At 68.3% G+C, this 20,533-nt stretch carries 28 protein-coding genes; 8 read left to right on the top strand and 20 right to left on the bottom strand.

Going from position 1 to position 20,533, the window contains the following annotated elements:
• Nucleotides 1–4: 4 nt before the first annotated feature.
• The 3 genes from ABD663_RS02885 to ABD663_RS02875 are packed head-to-tail and all read right to left on the bottom strand — an operon-like array spanning nt 5 to nt 2,480.
• Entirely contained in the window at nt 5–718 is a 714-nt protein-coding gene (locus tag ABD663_RS02885) for an SOS response-associated peptidase (RefSeq protein ID WP_344736344.1), read from the bottom strand.
• 30 nt (nt 719–748) lie between these two features.
• Complete coding sequence (locus ABD663_RS02880) at nt 749–1,786, bottom strand: App1 family protein phosphatidate phosphatase (protein ID WP_344736343.1); 1,038 nt, start codon at nt 1,784–1,786, stop codon at nt 749–751.
• Nucleotides 1,787–1,790: 4 nt separating this feature from the next.
• On the bottom strand, nt 1,791–2,480 hold the full coding sequence (locus tag ABD663_RS02875) for a DedA family protein (RefSeq protein ID WP_344736342.1): 690 nt from the start codon (nt 2,478–2,480) through the stop codon (nt 1,791–1,793).
• Nucleotides 2,481–2,522: 42 nt separating this feature from the next.
• On the opposite strand from ABD663_RS02875, the gene ABD663_RS02870 reads away from it, so the two are divergent.
• From ABD663_RS02870 to ABD663_RS02850, 5 genes are all read left to right on the top strand, one after another.
• Nucleotides 2,523–3,842, top strand: a complete 1,320-nt coding sequence (locus ABD663_RS02870) for an anthranilate synthase component I family protein (protein ID WP_344736341.1) — start codon at nt 2,523–2,525, stop codon at nt 3,840–3,842.
• 51 nt (nt 3,843–3,893) lie between these two features.
• The gene (gene leuS / locus ABD663_RS02865; RefSeq protein WP_344736340.1) at nt 3,894–6,479 is read left to right on the top strand and encodes a leucine--tRNA ligase; all 2,586 of its coding nucleotides are present in this window, start codon (nt 3,894–3,896) and stop codon (nt 6,477–6,479) included.
• A 98-nt stretch (nt 6,480–6,577) separates the two neighbouring features.
• Nucleotides 6,578–7,156 (top strand): ComEA family DNA-binding protein, encoded by a 579-nt coding sequence (locus tag ABD663_RS02860; RefSeq protein WP_344736339.1) that lies wholly within the window; start codon nt 6,578–6,580, stop codon nt 7,154–7,156.
• Nucleotides 7,157–7,161: 5 nt separating this feature from the next.
• Nucleotides 7,162–7,878, top strand: a complete 717-nt coding sequence (locus ABD663_RS02855; RefSeq protein ID WP_344736338.1) for a hypothetical protein — start codon at nt 7,162–7,164, stop codon at nt 7,876–7,878.
• A gap of 64 nt (nt 7,879–7,942) precedes the next feature.
• The gene (locus tag ABD663_RS02850) at nt 7,943–8,167 is read left to right on the top strand and encodes a hypothetical protein (protein ID WP_344736337.1); all 225 of its coding nucleotides are present in this window, start codon (nt 7,943–7,945) and stop codon (nt 8,165–8,167) included.
• Nucleotides 8,168–8,529: 362 nt separating this feature from the next.
• Here the strand turns inward: ABD663_RS02850 and ABD663_RS02845 are convergent, their stop codons facing one another.
• The 10 genes from ABD663_RS02845 to ABD663_RS02800 form a co-directional block, all read right to left on the bottom strand.
• Nucleotides 8,530–8,787 carry a hypothetical protein gene (locus ABD663_RS02845; RefSeq protein WP_344736336.1) on the bottom strand — a complete coding sequence of 86 codons (258 nt, stop codon included), beginning with the start codon at nt 8,785–8,787 and terminating at the stop codon, nt 8,530–8,532.
• On the bottom strand, nt 8,784–9,842 hold the full coding sequence (locus ABD663_RS02840; protein ID WP_344736335.1) for a hypothetical protein: 1,059 nt from the start codon (nt 9,840–9,842) through the stop codon (nt 8,784–8,786). The genes ABD663_RS02845 and ABD663_RS02840 overlap by 4 nt, the downstream gene beginning before the upstream one ends.
• Entirely contained in the window at nt 9,832–10,206 is a 375-nt protein-coding gene (locus tag ABD663_RS02835; RefSeq protein WP_344736334.1) for a hypothetical protein, read from the bottom strand. The genes ABD663_RS02840 and ABD663_RS02835 overlap by 11 nt, the downstream gene beginning before the upstream one ends.
• Nucleotides 10,203–10,778 (bottom strand): hypothetical protein, encoded by a 576-nt coding sequence (locus ABD663_RS02830; RefSeq protein ID WP_344736333.1) that lies wholly within the window; start codon nt 10,776–10,778, stop codon nt 10,203–10,205. Before ABD663_RS02830 ends, ABD663_RS02835 begins: the two co-directional genes overlap by 4 nt.
• 890 nt (nt 10,779–11,668) lie before the next feature.
• On the bottom strand, nt 11,669–13,084 hold the full coding sequence (locus tag ABD663_RS02825; protein ID WP_344736332.1) for a DNA primase family protein: 1,416 nt from the start codon (nt 13,082–13,084) through the stop codon (nt 11,669–11,671).
• On the bottom strand, nt 13,081–13,335 hold the full coding sequence (locus ABD663_RS02820) for a hypothetical protein (RefSeq protein WP_344736331.1): 255 nt from the start codon (nt 13,333–13,335) through the stop codon (nt 13,081–13,083). The genes ABD663_RS02825 and ABD663_RS02820 overlap by 4 nt, the downstream gene beginning before the upstream one ends.
• A gap of 86 nt (nt 13,336–13,421) precedes the next feature.
• Nucleotides 13,422–13,634 (bottom strand): hypothetical protein, encoded by a 213-nt coding sequence (locus ABD663_RS02815; RefSeq protein WP_344736330.1) that lies wholly within the window; start codon nt 13,632–13,634, stop codon nt 13,422–13,424.
• A 102-nt stretch (nt 13,635–13,736) separates the two neighbouring features.
• Nucleotides 13,737–13,997 carry a hypothetical protein gene (locus tag ABD663_RS02810; protein ID WP_344736329.1) on the bottom strand — a complete coding sequence of 87 codons (261 nt, stop codon included), beginning with the start codon at nt 13,995–13,997 and terminating at the stop codon, nt 13,737–13,739.
• 8 nt (nt 13,998–14,005) lie between these two features.
• A complete protein-coding gene (locus ABD663_RS02805; RefSeq protein ID WP_344736328.1) occupies nt 14,006–14,629 on the bottom strand; it encodes a hypothetical protein in 624 nt (207 codons plus the stop codon).
• 273 nt (nt 14,630–14,902) lie between these two features.
• Nucleotides 14,903–16,276, bottom strand: coding sequence for a recombinase family protein (locus tag ABD663_RS02800; RefSeq protein ID WP_344736327.1), 1,374 nt, complete (start codon nt 16,274–16,276; stop codon nt 14,903–14,905).
• Between the two features lie 11 nt (nt 16,277–16,287).
• Between ABD663_RS02800 and ABD663_RS02795 the strand changes: the two genes are divergently transcribed.
• Entirely contained in the window at nt 16,288–17,238 is a 951-nt protein-coding gene (locus tag ABD663_RS02795) for a ComEC/Rec2 family competence protein (RefSeq protein ID WP_344736916.1), read from the top strand.
• Here ABD663_RS02795 and ABD663_RS02790 read toward each other — a convergent pair.
• The 3 genes from ABD663_RS02790 to ABD663_RS02780 are packed head-to-tail and all read right to left on the bottom strand — an operon-like array spanning nt 17,235 to nt 17,794.
• Nucleotides 17,235–17,402: a hypothetical protein gene (locus ABD663_RS02790; RefSeq protein ID WP_344736326.1), complete on the bottom strand. Its 168-nt coding sequence runs from the start codon at nt 17,400–17,402 to the stop codon at nt 17,235–17,237. The two genes, ABD663_RS02795 and ABD663_RS02790, sit on opposite strands and share 4 nt — an antisense overlap.
• Before the next feature lie 6 nt (nt 17,403–17,408).
• On the bottom strand, nt 17,409–17,570 hold the full coding sequence (locus ABD663_RS02785) for a hypothetical protein (RefSeq protein ID WP_344736325.1): 162 nt from the start codon (nt 17,568–17,570) through the stop codon (nt 17,409–17,411).
• On the bottom strand, nt 17,567–17,794 hold the full coding sequence (locus tag ABD663_RS02780; protein WP_344736324.1) for a hypothetical protein: 228 nt from the start codon (nt 17,792–17,794) through the stop codon (nt 17,567–17,569). The genes ABD663_RS02785 and ABD663_RS02780 overlap by 4 nt, the downstream gene beginning before the upstream one ends.
• Before the next feature lie 47 nt (nt 17,795–17,841).
• Here ABD663_RS02780 and ABD663_RS02775 point away from each other — a divergent pair, with 47 nt between their 5' ends.
• Complete coding sequence (locus ABD663_RS02775) at nt 17,842–18,048, top strand: hypothetical protein (RefSeq protein WP_344736323.1); 207 nt, start codon at nt 17,842–17,844, stop codon at nt 18,046–18,048.
• Here ABD663_RS02775 and ABD663_RS02770 read toward each other — a convergent pair.
• From ABD663_RS02770 to ABD663_RS02755, 4 genes are all read right to left on the bottom strand, one after another.
• Entirely contained in the window at nt 18,045–18,473 is a 429-nt protein-coding gene (locus tag ABD663_RS02770) for a hypothetical protein (protein ID WP_344736322.1), read from the bottom strand. The two genes, ABD663_RS02775 and ABD663_RS02770, sit on opposite strands and share 4 nt — an antisense overlap.
• A 68-nt stretch (nt 18,474–18,541) precedes the next feature.
• Nucleotides 18,542–18,847 carry a hypothetical protein gene (locus ABD663_RS02765; protein WP_344736321.1) on the bottom strand — a complete coding sequence of 102 codons (306 nt, stop codon included), beginning with the start codon at nt 18,845–18,847 and terminating at the stop codon, nt 18,542–18,544.
• A 61-nt stretch (nt 18,848–18,908) separates the two neighbouring features.
• A complete protein-coding gene (locus ABD663_RS02760; protein ID WP_344736320.1) occupies nt 18,909–19,370 on the bottom strand; it encodes a hypothetical protein in 462 nt (153 codons plus the stop codon).
• A 9-nt stretch (nt 19,371–19,379) separates the two neighbouring features.
• On the bottom strand, nt 19,380–19,871 hold the full coding sequence (locus ABD663_RS02755) for a phage terminase small subunit (RefSeq protein WP_344736319.1): 492 nt from the start codon (nt 19,869–19,871) through the stop codon (nt 19,380–19,382).
• A 307-nt stretch (nt 19,872–20,178) separates the two neighbouring features.
• Here ABD663_RS02755 and ABD663_RS02750 point away from each other — a divergent pair, with 307 nt between their 5' ends.
• A complete protein-coding gene (locus ABD663_RS02750; RefSeq protein ID WP_344736318.1) occupies nt 20,179–20,493 on the top strand; it encodes a hypothetical protein in 315 nt (104 codons plus the stop codon).
• Nucleotides 20,494–20,533 lie beyond the last annotated feature (40 nt).

Below are 20,533 nucleotides of genomic sequence, written 5' to 3'. Positions count from 1 at the left end.
GGCGTCAGCCCTCGGCGGGCTCGATGAGCGACGGGTCGTCGTTGCGCACGTTGCCGACGGCCTTGCCCACGACGCGATCCGCGAACGTCTCCGCGATCACCGGCGCCGCGTCGACGGCCGCGTCGAGGACATCGCGCGCATGGTCGATCGTCGGGTCGAGCCATGCGTCGGCGTGGTCCGGGTCGAGGAACACCGGCATCCGGTCGTGGATGGAGCCCAGGTGGCCGATCGCGTCGCGGGTGAGGATCGTACAGCTGAGCAGCCATCGCGTCGGATCGTCGTCCGCCTTCGCCGGATCCTTCCACCATTCGTACAACCCGGCGAAGAACAGGGGAGAGTCGTCGGCGGGATGGATGTAGTGGGGCGTCTTGCCGTCGGCTTCGCGCTTCCATTCGTAGTATCCGGATGCCGGGATGACGGCACGTCGCTTCTGCAGTGCCGCGCGGAACATCGGCTTGTCCTCGAGCTCTTCGGATCGCGCATTGAAGGCGCGGGAACCGACCGACGGATCCTTCGCCCATGCGGGGACCAGGCCCCACCGAGCGGGTTCGAGGCGCCGCGTGGGCGGTTCGGTCTTCGCGGAGTCGAGGACGATCGCCACGGTGTCGGTGGGCGCGACGTTGAAGGAGGGGGCGGGCAGGTCGTCGGCCTGCACGTCAACCCGGAGCATCCCCACGAGCTCGGAGCCGACTTCGGCAACCACGAAGCGTCCGCACATGTCGGTCAGCCTACGCGGCGCGAACGACACTCAGTCCGTGACGACACCGACGTCGGCCAGGCCCTCGAGGAGACCGGCGCCGTCCGAGTCCGTGACCCACGGCACGTCGGCTGCCGTGTGGTCGTCGACCACGGAGCGGCCACCGGCGAGCACCGCCTCGGCGGGAGAGAGTCGCCGGATCGCGACCGCCGCGACGTTGCGGGGATGCTCGGATGCGAAAGTCGTGTAGATCGCCTCGTCGTGCTGACCGTCGTCGCCGACGAGGAGCCACTTCACCGCGGGGAACTCCGCGGCGAGTCGGCGCAGGTTGGCGAGCTTGTGCTCAGGGCCGCTGCGGAACCACCGGTCGTGGGTGGGCCCCCAGTCCGTGAGCAGCATCGCCCCCGGGGGGAACACGTGCCGGCGGAGGAACCGCATGAGGGTGGGAGCGACGTTCCAGGCGCCCGTCGACAGATAGATCACCGGCGAGCCGGGGCGGTCTCGCGCCACGCGTTCGAGCATGACCGCCATGCCGGGGACCGGCTGGCGCGCGTGTTCGTCGACCACGAACGAATTCCATGCCGCGACGAGCGGACGCGGCAGGGCCGTCACCATGACGGTGTCGTCGACATCCGACACGATGCCGAAGCGCACTTCGGGTCCGACGACGAACGCCCGGGTCTGGATCGGGTCGCCGTTCTCGACCGACACCGTGAACTCGTGCCACCCCGGATCGAGCGTCGCCGGGACGACCGTGTCGATGACCCCGCCGCGGTCTGCCACGACGTCGTGCCGCTCGCCCCCGATCATGACGGTGACCTGCGCGTAGCCGACCGGGATCGCGACGAAGCTGCGCCAGCCGCGCACTCCCGTCTGCTCGGCGCTGCGCCCGCCCGCACCGGGCGGCACGATCAGGACGCGACCGAGAACCCGAACCCAGGAGCTGCTCGCGTACCCGGGGAAGGGTGTCACCGTCGGGCGCAGTCCGCGCGCCCGCGCTCGACGCTCCCGCCACGAGTGGAACCGGTACTCGAGCCGCGCGAACCACAGCACCTTCGTGCGCGTCCTGGTCTTGCGGCGTCCGGGCATCCCTTCAGTCTTGCACGTCGTCGCCGTCGGCCACGGAGGCATCCACAGGCGCGGGGTCGTCTTCGAGGTGGCGGCGCTCGAGCCGGTGGATGAGCTTCTTGCCCAGGAAGGCGAGCAGGAGGAAGACGACGATGACTCCGACGAAGAGGTATCCCGCATAGTGCAACCGGTCGGCCAGCTCCCGATACGTCCCGGCGGCGGCGGCCGCGACGGTGACGTACATGCCGGACCACAGCACGCACGCCGGAACGGTCCAGGCGAGGAAGCGCCGATAGGGGTAGCCGCTCATCCCGACGGTGAGGGGCACGAGAGAGTGCAAGACGGGAAGGAAGCGCGAGAGGAAGATGGCCGGCCCGCCGCGACGGCGAAGATAGCGTTCGGAACGGTCCCAGTTCTCCTGTCCGATGCGGCGCCCGAGCTTCGAATCGCGGATGTGCGGTCCGAGCCACCGCCCGAGGGCGTACCCGATGGATTCGCCGATCAGCGCACCCACGACGACGGTGATCGCGAGCAGAACCCCCTCCAGCGGCGAGCCGACGGCGGTCGCGGCCACGATCACGATGGTGTCGCCGGGCACGATGAGCCCGATGAGCACGCTCGTCTCGAGCATGATGGCGAGCCCCGCCAGCAGTGTCCGCAGCACGGGATCGACGCTCTGCACGGCGTCGAGCAGCCACGAGAGGAACTCGTTCACGCCATGAGCCTAGGACGCGTACTCGCATCTAGCCTGGGAGTCATGCCGGAGCCCCTCACCGCCGTCGCGATCGACTGGTGCGATCCCGCGACGGTGTACCGGGCCCTGGACGCGGAGGCGGCGTGCTCGTTCTGGCTCGATGCCGGCCCGGCGGCCGCCACGGGGTGGAGCTGGGTGGGCGTCGGCGTCCGTGAGCAGGATCCGGATGCGGTCGGAGCGGTTCGCGTCGATGCGTCGGCGGCACGCGACGACACGATCCCCGGCTCGTTCCGCGGCGGATGGGTCGGATGGCTCGGCTACGAGGACGGCGCCGACGGGGCGGGCGCGCCGACCGTTCCCGTCGACTCCCTCGCCGGCTCACGATGGATGCGGACGAGCTGGTTCGTGGCGTTCGACCATGCTCGCCGACGCAGCTGGATCGTGGCACCTGCCGATCGGGCGGGCGGATTGGCTGACGAGGTGTCGGACGGATGCCGCGGCGGGAGTCCGGGGTCGGAACCCGCCGCATCCCGAATCGCGACTCCGCGGCACGCGCCCGACGAATACGCCGCGTTGATCGAGCGCTGCCGCGACGCGATCAGGGAGGGCGATGCGTACCAGCTCTGCCTCACCACCAGGTTCGACGTGCCCGGTCCGGTCGATGCGACCGCAACCTACCTGCGACTGCGTGAGGCGACCCCCGCGCACCACGGCGGACTGGTGCGCATCGACGATGTCAGCATCCTCAGCGCCAGCCCGGAGCGGTTCCTCGAGGTCGTGTCGGGCGTCGTGCGCACGAGCCCGATCAAGGGGACACGGCCGCGAGGTGAGGATGCGGCGACGGATGCGGCACTGGCGGTCGAACTGGTCACCAGCGAGAAGGAGCGCGCCGAGAACGTCATGATCGTCGACTTGATGCGCAACGACCTGTCCCGGGTCTGCGTGCCGGGCACGGTCGCGGTCGACCGGCTGCTGCGCGTGGAGTCGTATCCGGCGGTGCACCAGCTCGTGAGCACGGTGTCGGGCACGCTCGCCGGGGGAGTCGACGTCGCCGGGCTCATGGCCGCCACGTTCCCCGCCGGCAGCATGACCGGGGCTCCGAAGCTGTCGGCGATGACGATCCTGTACGAGCTCGAGCGCGGCCCGCGGGGGATCTTCTCGGGTTGTTTCGGGTGGGTGGGCATCGACGGCGACCTCGATCTCGCGATGGTGATCCGGACGATCGTCGTCGCCGGCGACGACGCGTACGTCGGTGCGGGGGGCGGCATCACGTGGCGATCGGAGCCGTGGGCGGAGGTCGCGGAGGTCGCGGTGAAGGCGGCCGGCCCGCTCGGCGCGCTCGGTGCTGCGGTGCCCGAGGGGTGGCTGCCCGCTGTCGGGTAACCTGGAACCGCGCTCCGCGCCCCCCGCCGTGCTCTTCCGATTGGTCCACCTGTGTCAGATTCCTCCGCGCCCGACTCCGCCGTGCCCGCCGACGGCTTCGACGCCCTCGCGATCCAGGAGAAGTGGCAACGGCGCTGGCTCGAGGACGATCCGTTCCGCGCTGGCGGCGCCGACGACACGCGTCCTCGCAAGTACGTGCTCGGCATGTTCCCGTATCCGTCGGGAGACCTGCACATGGGGCACGCCGAGAACTACGCCTATGTCGACATCGTCGCCCGCTTCTGGCGGCACCGCGGCTACAACGTGCTCAACCCGATCGGATGGGATTCGTTCGGGCTGCCCGCGGAGAACGCCGCGATCCAGCGCGGTGCCGATCCTCGGGAGTGGACGTACGCGAACATCGAGCGGCACAAGCGCAGTTTCCGCGAGTACGGCTCGAGCTATGACTGGTCGCGCATCCTCCACACCAGCGACCCCGAGTACTACCGCTGGAACCAGTGGCTGTTCCAGCGCCTGTACGAGCGCGGCTTGGCCTACCGCAAGGAGAGCCCGGTCAACTGGTGTCCGAACGACCAGACGGTGCTCGCCAACGAGCAGGTCGTCGAGGGTCATTGCGAGCGATGCGGCGCCGAGGTCGTCAAGAAGAAGCTCACGCAGTGGTACTTCAAGATCACCGAGTACGCCGATCGACTGCTCGACGACCTGAACCAGCTCGAGGGGTTCTGGCCGCAGAAGGTCATCCGGATGCAGCGCAACTGGATCGGCCGGTCGGTCGGCGCCGACATCGACTTCGAGATCGAGGGGCACCACGAGCCGGTGACGGTCTTCTCGACGCGTCCCGACACCCTGCACGGCGCGACGTTCTTCGTCGTGGCGCCCGACAGCGACCTGGCGGCCGAGCTCGCCTCCGGCTCCAGCGCCGACGTGCGTGCACGCTTCCAGGACTACCTCGAACGGGTCCAGCGCGAGACCGAGATCGAGCGGCAGAGCACCGATCGTCCGAAGACCGGTGTGTTCCTGGACCGGTATGCGATCAACCCGATCAACGGGGAGCGGCTTCCGATCTGGGCTGCCGATTACGTGCTGGCCGACTACGGCCACGGCGCGGTCATGGCCGTTCCCGCCCACGACCAGCGCGACCTCGACTTCGCGCGCGCCTTCGACCTCCCGGTGAAGGTCGTCGTCGACACGACGGCGCCCATCACCGGTGCGATCCCCGTCATCGAACTCGACGAGGACGGCACGCCGATCGACCCCACGGCCGACGACCCCACGCTCGACGACCTCGATCCCGCCCGCACCGGTGTCGCGCTCACAGGCGAGGGACGCATGATCAACTCGGGATCGCTCGACGGATTGAGCAAGCGCAACGCGATCGCGCGCATCGTCGACGAGCTCGAGCGCGCCGGCACCGGCCGCGCGGCGAAGTCGTATCGTCTGCGCGACTGGCTGATCTCGCGGCAGCGCTTCTGGGGCACGCCGATCCCGATGATCCACACCGACGACGGCCGGATCGTCCCCGTGCCGGACGACCAGCTGCCCCTGCAGCTTCCCGATGCCGAGGGCCTGGATCTCGCACCCCGGGGCACGTCGCCCCTCGGCGGCGCGGAGGAGTGGATGCGCACCGTCGATCCCGCCACGGGCGAGCCCGCACGGCGCGACCCCGACACGATGGACACGTTCGTGGACAGCTCGTGGTACTTCCTGCGATTCCTCTCTCCCGGTGACCCTGCCGAGGCCTTCAGCTCGGCGCAGGCCGATCGCTGGGCGCCTGTGGACTCGTACATCGGCGGCGTCGAGCACGCGATCCTCCACCTGCTGTACGCGCGGTTCATCACCAAGGTGCTGTTCGACATGGGGCTCATCGAGTTCACCGAGCCGTTCTCGACCCTCATCAACCAGGGCATGGTGCTGCTGGGCGGGTCGAAGATGTCCAAGAGCAAGGGGAACCTGGTCGAGTTCGCCCCGAGCATGCTCGATCCCGGAGCCGACGCGGTGCGCGTCGCGATCGCGTTCGCCGGTCCGGTCGAGGACGACATCAACTGGGAAGACGTCTCGACCACGGGTGCTCAGAAGTTCCTCGCACGGGCGTGGCGCGTGGCGATGGATGTCACCAGCGACCCCGACGTCGTCTGGGCCGAGGGCGACCCGGCGCTTCGCCGCGTCACGCACCGGCTGCTCGCCGACGCGCCGAGCCTCGTCGAGCAGACGAAGTTCAACGTCGTCGTCGCGCGGCTGATGGAGCTCGTCAACGCGACGCGCAAGGCCATCGACAGCGGGGCGGGTCCTGCCGATCCCGCGGTGCGCGAGGCCGCTGAGGCGACCGCCATGGTGCTGGACCTGTTCGCTCCGCACACCGCGGAGGAGATGTGGGAGATCCTCGGCTACGACTCCTACGTCGGCCTCTTCCCGTGGCGCAGCCCTGACCCGACGCTGCTGGTCGAGGATACGGTCACCGCCGTCGTGCAGATCGACGGGAAGGTGCGCGCGACGCTCGAGGTGCCGGCGCGCATCGCCCAGGACGCCCTCGAGGCGATGGCGAGGGAGGACGCCCGCGTGGTGCGTTCGCTCGCGGGTCGTCAGATCACTCGCGCGATCGTCCGTCCCCCGAAGGTCGTGAGCTTCAGCACGCACTGAGGCCGCCGCCTCCTCCCCAAGGCACCTGCGGGCCCTGCGCCGTCCTCAGATCGCGGTCCGCGCGCAGACGCTGCGCATCGGCTCCGTAGCGTCGGCATGTGACCTCAGTCGCCCCCGATTCGGGATCCCGCCGCCGGCGCCTCGGAGTGGGCGCGGCGATCGTCCTCGGGCTGGCGGCCGCCGCCGTCACGATCGGCATCGGGGTGGTGCGCACCGCGGTCGCCCCCGTGGCGACGGTGCCGGTCGTCGACGAGTCGGCCGCAGCGTCGTCGGCGCACGCCTGGGTGCACGTCACGGGCGCCGTGCGGGTGCCGGGTGTCTACGCGGTCGATCCCTCGGCACGCGTCGTCGATGCCGTCGCCGCCGCCGGAGGCTTCACGGAGGAAGCCGACCGCGAGGCGGTGAACCTCGCGCGCCCTGTCGCCGACGGTGAGCTTCTTCATGTGCCGGTGGTCGGTGAGGCGACGGCGACGGGCGCGTCGGACGGTCGGGTGAACGTCAACACAGCGGACATCGGCGCTCTCGACACGCTCCCGCGCATCGGACCGGCGCTCGCCGCACGGATCGTCGCGTGGCGTGATGAGCACGGTCGCTTCACCAGCGTGGACGACCTTCTGGCGGTGCCCGGTATCGGCGAGGCGATCCTCGAAGGACTGCGTGAGCTGGTAACGGTGTGAGCGCGATGCGACGAGCCGCGCTGCGCGGAGTCCCGGTCGCCGCCGCAGCCTGGGTCTCGGCGGGATACGCGATCCATCACGCCGCGCACGCGACGCCGATCGCGCTCGCGCTGGGCGTCCTGGCCGCGTCGCTCGCCGCTGTGTCGGTGTTCGTCGGGCGACGCGAGTGGGCGGTCGTGGCGAGCGCCGCCTGTGCCGTCGCGGCGGCGGCTGCCCTGTCGGTCGTGCTGGCCTCACCTGCGCGCAGCGCGGTCCAGCAGCTGGCCGCCGATGGCGCGCGCGTGCTGACGATCGACGCCGTCGCGACGGGGAAGGTGCAGGCGGCGCCGGACGGCGCGGTGCGGTTCGAGGCGATCGTGATCGACGCGCGAGACGGTGCGCAGCGCGTGACGGGCGCGGCGCCGGTGCGCATCCGCGGCGTGGCGACGGAGCGCATCGACGTCGGATCGATCGTGCGCGTGCGTGCGACGGGAGCGGAGACGTTCCCGGATGATCGGGCGGCACTGTCGGTCCGCGCGATCGAGCCGATCGAGGTCCTCGCCGGGCCCGGGGGACTGCTGGCCACCGCCTCGGATCTGCGTCGGGGACTCGTCGACGCGTCGACGGGGCTCCCCGGCGCCGGTGCTGGCCTGGTGCCCGGTCTCGCCGTCGGCGACACCTCGGCCGTCTCGGCCGAACTCGACGGGGCGATGAAGGTCTCGTCGCAAGCCCGTCTTGAATAGCCGCCTGCGAATTTCTCGGGAGTCCGCGCCTCACGACGTCGGCAGGTGCCACTACCTTGTGGGCATGGAAATCATTCTTACCTCGCTCGTCATCCCACTCGCCGCACTCGCAATATCCCTACTCATCCTCTACTTCATCATCCAGAACGCGATCGTGACCGGAATGCGTCGAGCACGCCGAGAGCAGTACACAGAGGACTACTACCCCGCGAAAGCAACGTGGCTCACAGCAAGGCAACGCGACCATCTGCAACGACGAGTCGACGGAACCCTCGACACATCCGAGTAGGACGTCAGCGCCTCAGCCGCCGTTCACGCTCGGCCCGTCAAAGCGGGGGAGTCCGCCGCTGGGCATGCTGGGCGCGTACAGGAACCCGCACGACGGGCACTTGTACGCTCCCGGCTCATCCCGCATGACAACACCGCAATGCGGGCAGCGGGGCTGTGAGCCGTCCTCAAGCATGCTCCGAGGTTACGCGCCACCCGCCCGCGGTTGGTGGAAAAACGACGGGGGGAGATCGAAACGACTCGCGGGTCTTCATCGATTCGGTCGAGTAAAGAACGGGGGTGTAGACCCCCCTCCCCTCCGTGTGTGAAAGTGCAGGACTCGCGGGTCTTCATAGGTCCTCACGATGAAAGAATCCGGTCGTGTCAGGCGGGTGTCTGCTGGTTGGGTGTGATCTGGTTGATGCGGATCTGCCATTGCAGGTTCTCGAGGATGCTGCTGGCGGTGTCTTCCGCGCCGGGTGCGTCGGCTAGTCCTGCGGCGAGTCCTGCGGCAAGGTAGGCGGCGGCGAGGTAGATGTCTTCGGCGCGGGCGGTGGGTGTGTTGATCGTGCCTGTGCCGGTGCCCTGTGTGAGTGCTAGGGCGATGTCGAGGATGCTGACGGCGATGTCGTCCGTGGTCATATCATCGGTCTTCCGCTGGGGGAGTACCGGACATCGGCGTACTTCGTGGGGGCGCGATAGTTGCGGACGTCGGAGTCATCGACGCGCAGCTTCACGGATGCCTCGTAGGTGCCGTTGAGCTTGTCCTGGAGCCATTCCTGGGTCTTGGTGGCTTCGTCACGGACCTTCTCCTGCGCGGCCTTCGCGGTATCCGCAGTGCGGTTCTGCGCATCGGCTTGGGCTTTCGCTGCTTGCTCGCCAATCTCCATCGCCGTTGTTGTGGAGTCGATGGTGTTCTTGAGGCCTTCCCACGTTTCGGTGTTGACGTTGCCGGACGCGGTGTTGATGCCGTCCATGACTTCACCGACTGTGACGCCGGCTGATTCGTAGTCGCCTGCCATAGCGAGGACGGCCTGCCCGACGTTGATGTCTAGGATCTCTGCGAGCAGTTCGGCTTGCTTGCGGGTGTCTTCGGTGTTGAGGTAGTCGCGTACTCGGGCATCGACGGCTTCTTTGTCGAGCGCGTCGCCAAGCTCGAGGAAGTCGCTGATGATGTCGTTCTTGATCTCTTCGGACTTCTCGCCAAGTTCCGTGAGGTAGTTGGTGACGCCGCCGATGCCGAGGGCGGCGGCACCTGCTGCGATGCCGATTCCGGGAAGTTGGGATGCGACGCCTCCGAGTGTGTCGGTGGCGACCTGCCCGAGTGATTCCATCGATCCGTCGAAGCTGGCGGCGGTTTCGCCGAAGTTCTGCAACGCTTCGTCTTTGAACTCGCCGGATGCGTCCGCGGCGGTCCGGAAGCCCTTCTTCCCGGAGTCGCCGATGTTGTCGTTGGCGCGGTCGATCTTCCGGTATGCCTGCCGGTAGGAGTCTTCGATGCGGTCGGCGGAGCGGTCGGCGTCTTTCGCGAGGTCGCGGAACCCGCGGGACATCTTGTCGACGGAGTTGTCGCCGTCGCGGGCCATGTCCTCGAGTGTCGACTCGATGTCGGCTAGTGCTTGTTCGACGTCGCCGGTGCCATTCAGGGCGTCGCGGACGTTCGCGAGGATGTCGATCGTGATGCCTCTACCGGCCATAGCTGCGCACCTCCTCGAGGTTGGAGGTCAGCGGTTGAGTAGGCCGCTGACCTCCATCGCGTGCTTCCCCGGCTGGGTAGAAAGTTCCCTGAGTGCGGCACGCGGTCTTGTCGTCGTTCCGGAACGTCAGCTGTTCGCGGATCGGCGTGGATGGTGAGGCTTGGTGGGCGGCGATGATCATGCGTTCGACGGTGCCCCAGTCGGTGCCGCGCTCCGCGGCGGTGTACGCGGCTGTGAACGTGGACGGGGTGTCGTGGCCGAGGATGTGTCGGTTCCAGATCTCGGCGGGTTCCACAGCCCGCACAGCGGCGTTGGCATGGTGGGTCGCGACCATGCCGGTCGTGGCGAAGTTGGCCAGGCTCACGGTCGACCCTCCGGGAACAGGTACGCGAGCAGACGCGCGCGTGACTTCGGGTTCTTGATCTTCTCGACTGCCGCGTCGGTGGACTCTACGATCTCGATGGGCCGGAACGCGGCGGTCGTGTCGTCCTCGATCGTCATGATCGGTTTGAGCAGGAGACGTGCGATCGCTTCGGGGGAGTACTTGCCCTGCACCGCTTCGAGCGCGATACGGCGAGCTTCGACCATTCGTTCACGGTCGGAGTCCGGGTCTGTCGACAGCGGGTCCGCTCGCCGCAGTACCGGGAGTGCCCGTCCGGCGATCTCGTCGAACTCGGTCTGACACTTCGCGGCTTCGTCGTTCAGCATCATGTCTCGGGTTCGGCGTGCCTCCCACTCGGCCTGCTGCTTGCGGTGACGGTCGATGGTGCGTTTCGCGTCCCGGAAGCTGACGGCGGGGCGTCCTGCCCAGTCCTCGGTGATCGTGAGGCCGTCTGCTACGAGTCCTTCGTGGACGGCGGCGACCTGGCCGGGGATGCCGAGGGCGTCAGCGATGTCCGCGACGGTGACGATCGCGGGTTCGGTGATGGTTGCCATGTGTAAGTCCTTTCGATAGTTACAGTCAAGCGGGGATGCTTTTTTTCGGTTCTTTTTTTCGTGGCCGGCATGTGAGGCAGTACAGCCGGTTCCGGCCTGAACCGGGTAGCCGGGGTGGTAGCTGTCGCCCGCAGGGACAGATGCCGGGGGTCTGGAACGCGGCGTGCACGCGGGCTTCCATTTCGATGTCGTCAGCGATGCGGCGACAGTCCGTCGCGATCTGCCTGTGACCGCCCTGCTCGATCCGGTCAGCGAGCCACCGCAGGAACGGCACCGCGCGAGCCGTGGCCGTCACGGGGAACTCTCCAACGCGTCAGCGATCTCGTGGGTGAGTCGCCATGCGTCATCCTCGAGCAGCACCGTTCGTACTTGTGTGCCGACGAACACGGCGACTCCGGGCACGCTGTCACCGTCAGTTGTCGCTACCTGTGCCCGCACTGCCCGGGTGATCGCACCTTGCCGGACGTTCTCTTCGTATCTGCGCGCGGACGAGTGGAACAGGCGCGAGTGCGCGTCGTTGTCCCGCATCATGCACCGCCCTTCCCGGGGTAGTACTTCCCGGCCCACATGCCCGCTTCGGGGCGTCCAGCGCGGGCGTACGCGTCACACAGCCCGAACAGGGGACAGGTGGCGCAAGCGGATTCCATCTCGGCGCGGTCGGTGTCGCTGACCTCTACCCGGTCGAGGATGTATCGGGGGTCACCCGTGCAGGTGGGTGCCGTGTTCGCCAGGGCGGCGGCGAGCCGCTGATACTGCGTCGCCCCACGCATCACGACACCGTCTTCCTATGACGGCGATCCGCGGAATTACGCGGGTTGTGCAGGGTAGTGCAGGGTTCAAGACAACTTTCCCTATACGCACGTACGCGTAGAGTTTGCATAAACCCTGCATCACCCTGCATCGTCGGCACCTTCTTGGTCCTCAGAGAGCAGTCCGATACCCGCGCGGAGCATCCCCGCGGCGGTCTTCTTCGCCGGGAAACCGAGCCGGTCGAGCTCGGCCCCGAACGTCTTCTCGGTAATACGCTCGGCACCATTCGCGATCTGCCAGGACTGCCAAGCCGCGAACAACTGTCGCGTGCGTCCAGAGGCAGACGGATTGATCAGGCAGCGGTCGTGAACGAACATGGCCACCGCATCGGAGTCAGAGCGATACTCGTCCGTCGCCGCGATCACCGACTCGGGCTCACGCATCCCAGCCTCGAGGTAATCGAAGTACCCGGCGACCACCCACGAGACAATCGAGTCTGCGTGCAGCCGCAACACTTCCACCAACCCGGGGTCACGCTCAGCCGGGGGGATCACCACATCGAACGGGACCACCCGAATCCGCCGCCACGTCGCCGGATCATTCCCCTTCACCTGGGGTAGGTGATTCGAGACGTACACCAGTTGGTGAGTGGGGGTCCACGTCACGGGCGGCTGGTAAAGGTGCCGCGCAGTGAGCCGGTCGCCGCCCGTGAGCCGCTTCATGGTCGACTCGTCGAGCTTGCGACCTTCTTCTGTCTCCGAGCCGACGACGAGTCGAGCCCCGAGCAATTGCATCATCTCGGGGCCACCGATCCCGCCACGCTCCCGCTGCATCAGCATCGCCGGGTCGATCACGGTCGCGTAGTCGCCCAGCGCGTGCACGATCGCGTCATACGCGGTCGACTTCCCGTTCGCGCCGGTGCCGATCAGCACGGGGAACAGGTGCTCTCTGACCTGCCCGTAGACGGCTTGACCGAACACGCGTTGCAGGTAGCCCCGTTCCTCCGCATCGGGCAGCACACGATCGAGGAAGCGGCTCCAGACGGTCATGTCGGCATCGGGGCGGTACGCGCCCGCCGAGACACGGCTGAGCCTGTCGCGGGCCTCATGGGGACGCAGGGTACGAGTCCGGAGGTCGAGGGTGCCGTTCGCGCAGTTCAGCAGGAACGGGTCAGCGTCGAGGTCATCGACGGTCGCAGCGAACTCCACCAGCGCGGACGCGACTGACAGCACACCATCGATCCCGCCCGCCGACTCGCACTTGCTGACGTCGGCACGCAACTGCTTGTCACCCACCGATTCCGCGAGCGCCGCGGACAGCACGTCCAGCACGCCACGGCGGGCGTGCCCGGACGTGTCAGATACCCAACGCTTGCCGTCGTAGTACATCCACCCGAGCCCGTGGACATGCATCAGACGATCCCGGTGTGAGTCCGCGAGCCGGTACGCCATGCGAACCTGCCCGGAATGCTGCTCCCCGGAACCGGAGATAGGACGCCCGTGTTCGTCGTAGGTGTCGGGATCGGTGGCACCGAACGGAACATTCTCGTAGCTCATGACATCACCCCCGCGGATACGACGGTGAGCCAGTTGCGCAGGGTCGCCGCGTCGGGCGCGGTGATCTGAATCCGCATCCCGTCCGGGATACGGACGTCATGCGTCGGGGTGCGCTCACTCACAGCGAGCTGCAACACGCAATGCGCCGGCATGCCAACCGTCGCACGGTAGATCCGCTTCCCGACTTCGCCTTCGGTGAACCGGTCGCCGTTGGCGGGGCGGGTGAGATCGCAGCGCACGGCACCAGACACGGATGAGGCAACGAACTGTACGCTAGAGGTAGACCGCCGCCTAGCAGTCTTGGAAGCGCTTCCCTCCTGGGGGGCGCTTTCCGCATTCACTGGGCACCACCTGTGAGCAGTGCTGCCAGCCGCTCGCGCTGAGCGGTGGTGAGCGGGGGGGCCTCAGCAACCACCCGCGTGATGTAGTCCTCGAGCTTGACCGCGGCATGATTGCGGCGAGCCTCAATGAGGGCAACCGGATCTCTGCGACGTGATGCGACGGCGACCGCGGATGATGTCGCGGCGAGCGGCGTTCCACTTCTGGGCATGGCGAACCTTTCGGTTCGCGCGTCCAGAACGCGATGTGATTCCCGTACCCGACGGTGGACTGCTAGTGCCGCTCTACTTACGCAAACGACACGTTCAGGTTATCAGTTGATTGTGTCCTTCACAGAGAACGACACGTTCTGAGTCTTGCCGTAGCGGCGCGCGCGCTGCGTCACGGGCACCATGTCGGCCCACGGCAATTCGACATGGGCCGGACGCTCCCTACCCCGCGTGCGCAGGTCACAGCGGCATCGCGCGATCATCAGTAGTTCGCTCCCGTCGGCGGTGACGACAGGCTGTGTGTCCCGCGTGACCTGGAACAGGATCCGCTTGCACCTGTCGCATCGCACGTTGACGAGAATCATCCGGGTACTCATCGTTCTGATACTTCCATCAGTCGCTCGAGAACCGCCGTCGGGTCGTGGGGGCGGAGCGCACGGGCCAACTGCAACAGCTCGAGAGCAGTCCACTTCGTACTCCCGGTGAGCTTGGACGACAGGACACCGTTACTGATCCGCAGAGCGGCTGCGATCTCTCCGGGGTGCTGGTCGCTGTCCATGATCAGCGCTTCGATTTCCTCAGCGAGCACGTCAGCCGGGGACGTCCGGTCACGGGTCGCGAAATTGAGATCGCGGCAGAGCTTCGCCCCGACGCCCAGGGTCAGGGCTGCGAGACTGTGGTCCTCGGCGGTCGCTTCTAGGCGGTCGAGTGGGCCGTCATCGATCATCATTCGCCAGAATCCGTCGCTGGTGGAGTAGCCGACGAGCACCCGGATCGTTGATTGGAAGACGACGTCCAGGAACCACGGGTCAGCCGGCTCGCCCGCCTCGCCGAACGGATCCCACTCCCGAACAACGGCACCGTTCGCGATCGCCTGGTGCAGCAGTCGCGCGACGGAGTACTGATCCCACCAGGGCGAACGGGTGGACGTCGCCTCCGCTACGGTACTCATCGGACGGACTCTTCCCAGAGTGCGCTTGCAGTCGTGCCAAGGCACCGCGCGATGATCAGAGCGTGCCGCACCTCGAGTAGCGACGGATCACGCCGCAAGTCCCTGACGGTTTCGACCGTCGTCCCGAGACGGTCGGCGGCGAGGTCGTCGGGCCAGTCGCTGATGCGAGAGACGATGTACTCGCAAGACCGGGCGGCCTCATCGGAGATCGTTACAGTTGTCATGGGGATCAGTTTCCTTTCGTGTTGTGATTCCCTGCCTCCGTCGAGCGGCTACTCGGCGGGGGCTTCTTTCTGCCCATCGATTGATGGGAAGTATCTACTTGGCATCGGACACCCATTCGATGCGGACCGCTTCCGGGTCGAAGATGCGCGGGTTCGCCTGTCTGCCGATCGACACGCGCATGATTGCGGAAACAACTGCACGCTTGCGGATGAGAGGCAGCGAGTCCCACGCCTCACCGGCGTGCTGTTGGAACAACTCTGCGGGGATCGTGGCGCGTGCCTGTCGTTCCGCCAGGACGGCCCTCAGACGCTCCATCTGTTCACGTAGGGGTTTCGCTTCGGCACGGACAGCATCGGCGCTCAGCGTGCCGTCTGCCACCAGTGCGGCCATGTCATCGAGTCGAGCTTGCTTAGCCTCGATCTCGCGGGAAATGTCGGCGGTGTCTTCATTGCGGGGAGCGAACACCTGAGAAGCGTCCGGCATGCTCAACCGTCCGATCACCAGGCGTTCAACAAGGTCGTCCACGGCGGGCACCGACCGTTGCACACACCCGAGATCACTACAGAAGTAGGACCGTCCACCGTCCGCACGATGCTTCACGAAGCACACCGCACCGCACACGTCGCACCTGGCGATCCCGGTAAGCAGATACTTCGCTGACGAGAACGTTGACTTCCGCTTCCGCTTCGCCGCACGGCTGCGCCACCCGAGCCACACGTCACGGTCGACAATCGGCTCCCACGACGGTTTGACGTCGAGAACCGTATCCCCGTGCTTCACGACGCCGCCGTAACGATCGTTGGTCAGCACATCGCGAAGCTGAATGATGCCCCACGGTTTCCGGCGCGGAGTCAAGATCCCGCGCTGATTCAGATCCCGCATGATCGCGTGACGAGGCTCGAGCTTCTCGTAGTAGCGGCTCAGGATGTCACGAAGCACGGCGGCTTCGTCGGGAACCTGCACGATCTCCCCGTTGACACGCTGGTAGCCGAACGGACGGTGAGCGAAAGGCCACCCGCCACGTTCCGCCCGTTGACGGTACGCGGACTTCTGACGGTCTGTTTTCTGCTCGACCTCGAAGCCAGACCATGCGACCAGTGTTCGCGCGACGGCGCGGCCCGTGGCGGTGTTGAGGTCGAAGTCTCCCGCCGTCACTGTGACGATCTTGATGTTGTGCTGCTCTACGAGGTTGATCAGCTTCTCGAGGTCGGCTGAGCGGCGATAGAGGCGGTCGGGATGCCAGACGAGAACTCGGTCTACTTCACCGGTTGAGACGGCTCGCAGTAGCGCATCGAACCCGTCGCGCCGCTTCCCGCTGTACGCGCTGACATCGTTGTCGGAGTACTCGTGAGTGATCGTCAGTCCGCGACGGTCGGCCAGCTCGCGACACTCTTTCGCTTGCCGTTCCACGCCGGCACGCTCACCAGTCTTGTCCTGGCTGATTCGTGTGTAGAGGGCAACGCTCATAGCTACAAGGTATACGTAGACGGCTTTGTTCGCTGTCGCACCTGACGGCGGTGTCGGGTGCGAACTGCGCGCTCGTCGTCGGTCTCGTCTTCGTCGCGGCCAGTGCGCTCGGCGCGCGACGCGCGCTGAGGGTCGCGGGCGCCGCGGCGGCGCTGGCGGGTTTCGTCGTGCTCGTGACACCCGAGCCGAGTGTCGTGCGCGCCGCCACGATGTCGACCATCGCGATGGTGGCGGTTCTGCTCGGTCGGCCCGGCGCCGGGCTCGCGCTGCTTGCTCTCGCGACGGCCGTCGTGATCGTCGCAGACCCCTGGCTCGCGTCATCGATCGGATTCGCGCTCTCGGTGGCCGCGACGGGCGCCCTCCTCGTGCTCTCCCGGCCCCTCGCGGCGGGTCTGGCCCGCGGGATGCCGCGCGCTCTGGCGCTGACACTGGCGGTGCCGCTGGCCGCCCAGTTGGCGTGCGGGCCGCTGATCGTGCTCATCGAGCCCTCGGTGGCCGTCTACGGCGTCGTCGCCAACGCCCTCGCCGCGCCGGCCGCGCCGGCGGCCACCGTGCTGGGCCTCGCCGCATGTCTCGCGGCGCCGGTGCCCCTTCTGCAGGCCGGCCTGACCGCCCTGGCGTGGCTGCCCGCCTCGTGGATCGCGCAGACGGCCCTCGTCGCCGCCGCACTCCCGGGTGCGGCGCTGCCCTGGCTCGCCGGCGGTCCGGGCGTCGCCACCCTCGCCGTGCTCGGAGGCGCGATCGCGGTGCTCGTGGTCGCACCGCGCAGTCGCAGGCGACTGCGCCTGCTGGCAGCCGCGTTCACCGCCGTGGCGGCGGGTGTCGCACTGGGCGGCGGTCTGCTCGGCGGACCGGCAGCGCCGTGGACGCTGCCGGCGGCCTGGGCGATCGTGGCGTGCGACGTCGGGCAGGGCGATGCCAACCGGAACGGTCTACATGTCAGCCCAGGCGTGTTGGGCTAGGCCTCGCCGAGAGCGTCCGGGGTGAGGTCGATGGCGCCGTGGAGGGGGCACGTCCACACGAGCGCGAGCGTGCCGCCGTCGAGAGGCTCGGGGGTGAGGGGGCGCCCGCACGTCGGGCAGTCGCGGCCCGGGCCGAGGTCGTCGTCGAGCTCGTCGTCGCCCACGGGCGGCTACCAGCCCTGCATGATCGCGATGGCCCGGTGGGCCTCGGGCCAGTCCGCGCGGGCGGCCTCGATGGCCTCGGCGTCATGGGGCGGGGCGGACTGACGCCGGAGGAAGGCCTCATGATCTTCGGGCGGGTAGTGCGGTGTCTCGGCGTCGCGCATGGTCAAGAGTCCGCGAGGGAGGCAAGGCCCGACGACAGCGCGGAGAGCGCGGCGAGGAGCGCGGCGGCGATGGTGAGGGTCAAGGTGAGACCCGCGTACCTGGCGGACTGAAAGAATCCGAGGCGATCCGTGTCTTCTCGCTCGCGTCCGATGTAGGCGAGGGTGCCCGCGGCAATCGCGGCGGTTGCGCTCAAGGTGGCGAGCACGATGGCGGTGACGGTCCAGCCCATGGGGCCAGCGTATCCGCGTGGTCGGACGGGGTCGCTAGCCTCGCGGCATGGCACACGAGCGGCGCACGGTCACGGTGAGGATGACGCTGGAGGAGCTCCACGCGCTGTATGACGCCGTCGGCGACCATGGGCGCGCGCTGGCGGTCACCTCCCCGGGCGAGGCGGCGACGCTCTGGCCGTTCATCGTGAGGCTCGAAGAGGCCTGGACCGCGGCGGCGCCGAAGCGCAGGCGGCGTGTTCGGCGTGATTCCTAGACCCCCGCGGCGGGGAGGTACAGCGCCCAGAGGGCGGCGGCGGCGCCGCACGCGAGGCCGATGGCAATGATGACGGCGTTGGCACGGTTGCCGTCGAAGATGTCGCGCACGGCGTGGGACGCCGCGACGTAGCCATCGAGGCCGATGTTGTTGATGCTCGTCGACGGGAAGCCCTCGGCGTCCTCAAGGGCGCGGTATTGGGATCGGACGGCGGCGAGTCTCTCGGCGCGGGTGTCGGCGGGTTCGGGGTCGACGGCGCGCTCGGCGGCGCGGCGCTCATCGTTCAACTCGACGAAGCGCACGGCGCGAGCGTCAGCTTGCGCGATCACCCTGCGGGCGTGGCAGTATGCACGCAAGGCGCCGTAGAAAGGCAGGGCGAAGGCGGCGGCAATGAGGAATGTGATGACGAGGCGCGCGGGGTCCATGGGCGGAGCGTAGCGCCGAGGTACGACGAAAAGGCCCCCGAGCTCGGTGAGGAGCGCGGGGGCGTGGGTCAGGTGGTGAGTGCGGGCGGTGCCCAGATGCCGGGGGTGTAGGGCTTGAGGGCATGGAGCGCCGCGCGGTAGACGTACTGACGGCGCGAGGTGACCGAGTAGTAACCCGCGATGAAGCGGGCGGCGTCGTGCGCCATCTGCGGGGTGAGCTCGCCGCTCGCGGGGATCGGGACGGAGACGGTGCCGACGGTGGGCACGTCGACCTCGGCGACGGCGTAGCGGGTCGCGACCCACGGCGCCCGGGCGTCGCGGAGTGCGATGCGCCAGGCGGCCAGGGGGAGGTTGAACCATACGGGGGCGGCCATGCGGAAGTCCTTTCGGGGGCGGGGTGGCCCTAGCGGGCATCGTGTGCGCGGTCGGTGAGCGTCATGCGGCGCGGGCCTCGGCGGCCTCGACGACGGCGAGGACAAGGGCGCGAGCCTCGCCGACGCGGAGGCGGCGGTCGGTGACCGCGCGCGCCCATGCGACCGGGCCCGAGGCCTCCAGCGTGGCGAGGTGCCGCTCGGAGCGAGCGACAGCGCCGAGGATGCTGAGCTCGTTGTCGCCGAGGCGCACGGTGAGCGGGTCGGGCTGGCGGAGGAGTGCGTCGGAGTGCTCGACGAGGAGGTCGCGGGCCTCGTCGTCGTCGAGCTCGGCGGGGCCGCCGACGAGGGAGAGGCGCGCCCACGTCGAGGGCGACTCGTGGAGGCGCGAGAGGGCCTCGGGGGAGTTGGTGAGTCGTGGCACGAGGTGGCACGATACGCCGCCGACGACGACAGGGATGGGCGCCGGGGCGAGAGCGGCTCGGATGCGGGCGGCGAGCTCGACGGGGTCGGGGTGCGCGGGCATGAGGGCCTCCTAGAAGGGCGGTTCGGTGTCGTCGGGGGCGTCGAGCTCGTCGGCGGCCTGCGCGGCGCGAGAGGCCGCGAGGCGGGCGGCGATGCCTGCGCCGGGGAGCTCGGTGACCGGGGCGAGGGCGGGCGCCGTGTCGACCGTGATGCGGGCTCGGAGGCGGTCGGCGTACGTGGCGCCGAGGCGCTCCTCGATGAGGCGGAGTTCGGAGACGGCGGCGGCGCTGACCTTGGCCGAGGTCATCACGTCCTCTTGCAGGCGGGCGGCTCGGCGGAGGACTTGCCAGTCGGTCGAGAGGAAGAGTTGCGCCTGAGGAGCGCGGCGCCAGGTGGTCCACCATGCGACCGTCGCCGGGTGCGGCGTCGGGATGACGTCGTGGGGGAAGTCCGGGCCGCGGAGCTCGCCGTCGTCGGTGACGTGGGCGGTGTCGGAGGCACGGCGGCGGTTATCGCGGTCGCGTTGGCGCTGGGCGCTGGGAAGGGGGCCACGTCCGGGCATGGGGTTACCTCCTGGGGTTGACGAGGGTGAGGGGGGATGGCGGTGATGCGCGCTCCGAAAGGCTGAGACTCGCGCGCGGAAGGAGACGCTATCCGCCACCGGGGAGGGCGATGACCCCCCAAGTTGAAACCGGGATCGCCGACGAGCTCAGCGGAACGCGGGATGCGCCTCGGGCTCGGCCCGCTGGGAGGGGCGCGGCTTGCGGGCGGCGGCGCCCGTGTCTCGCGCAGTTTCTTGCTTACTCGTCATGGGGTGTGGTTCGAGGGCTCGTGACGCTAGCTTGGGGTCGAGAACCGGAGGATGCCGAATGGATGTTGACGCGCTGGTCGAGAAGATCAACCACGAGCTCGCTCTCGTGAGCTACCACGACAAGGAGTTGGTCGAGTTCTCCCGTGACCAGGAGGGCGATGAGACCTACCGAGCGTGGGAGGTCACCGGCACGCTCTCAGGTGGGCGCCGGGTCAAGCTGGAGTTCAGGGACTACTACGAAGGTCCGTCCGCCAACCGGTATGCCGTCTGGCTGTACGACGCGGAGAGTGGCGAACCGATGGGCCGCGGCAACGGCGGGCCGTCATGGCAGGACGCTATCGACATCTACCAGTGGCGCGGAATCTTCGCCTAGAACGAGCGAGCGCGTGCGTGATGCACGGCCCGCCCGCCCG

It is taken from the genome of Microbacterium awajiense (assembly GCF_039536545.1).
Classification (GTDB): domain Bacteria; phylum Actinomycetota; class Actinomycetes; order Actinomycetales; family Microbacteriaceae; genus Microbacterium; species Microbacterium awajiense.
Note: the sequence above shows the minus strand (reverse complement) of the source record. Positions and strands in the feature narration are given on the sequence as shown.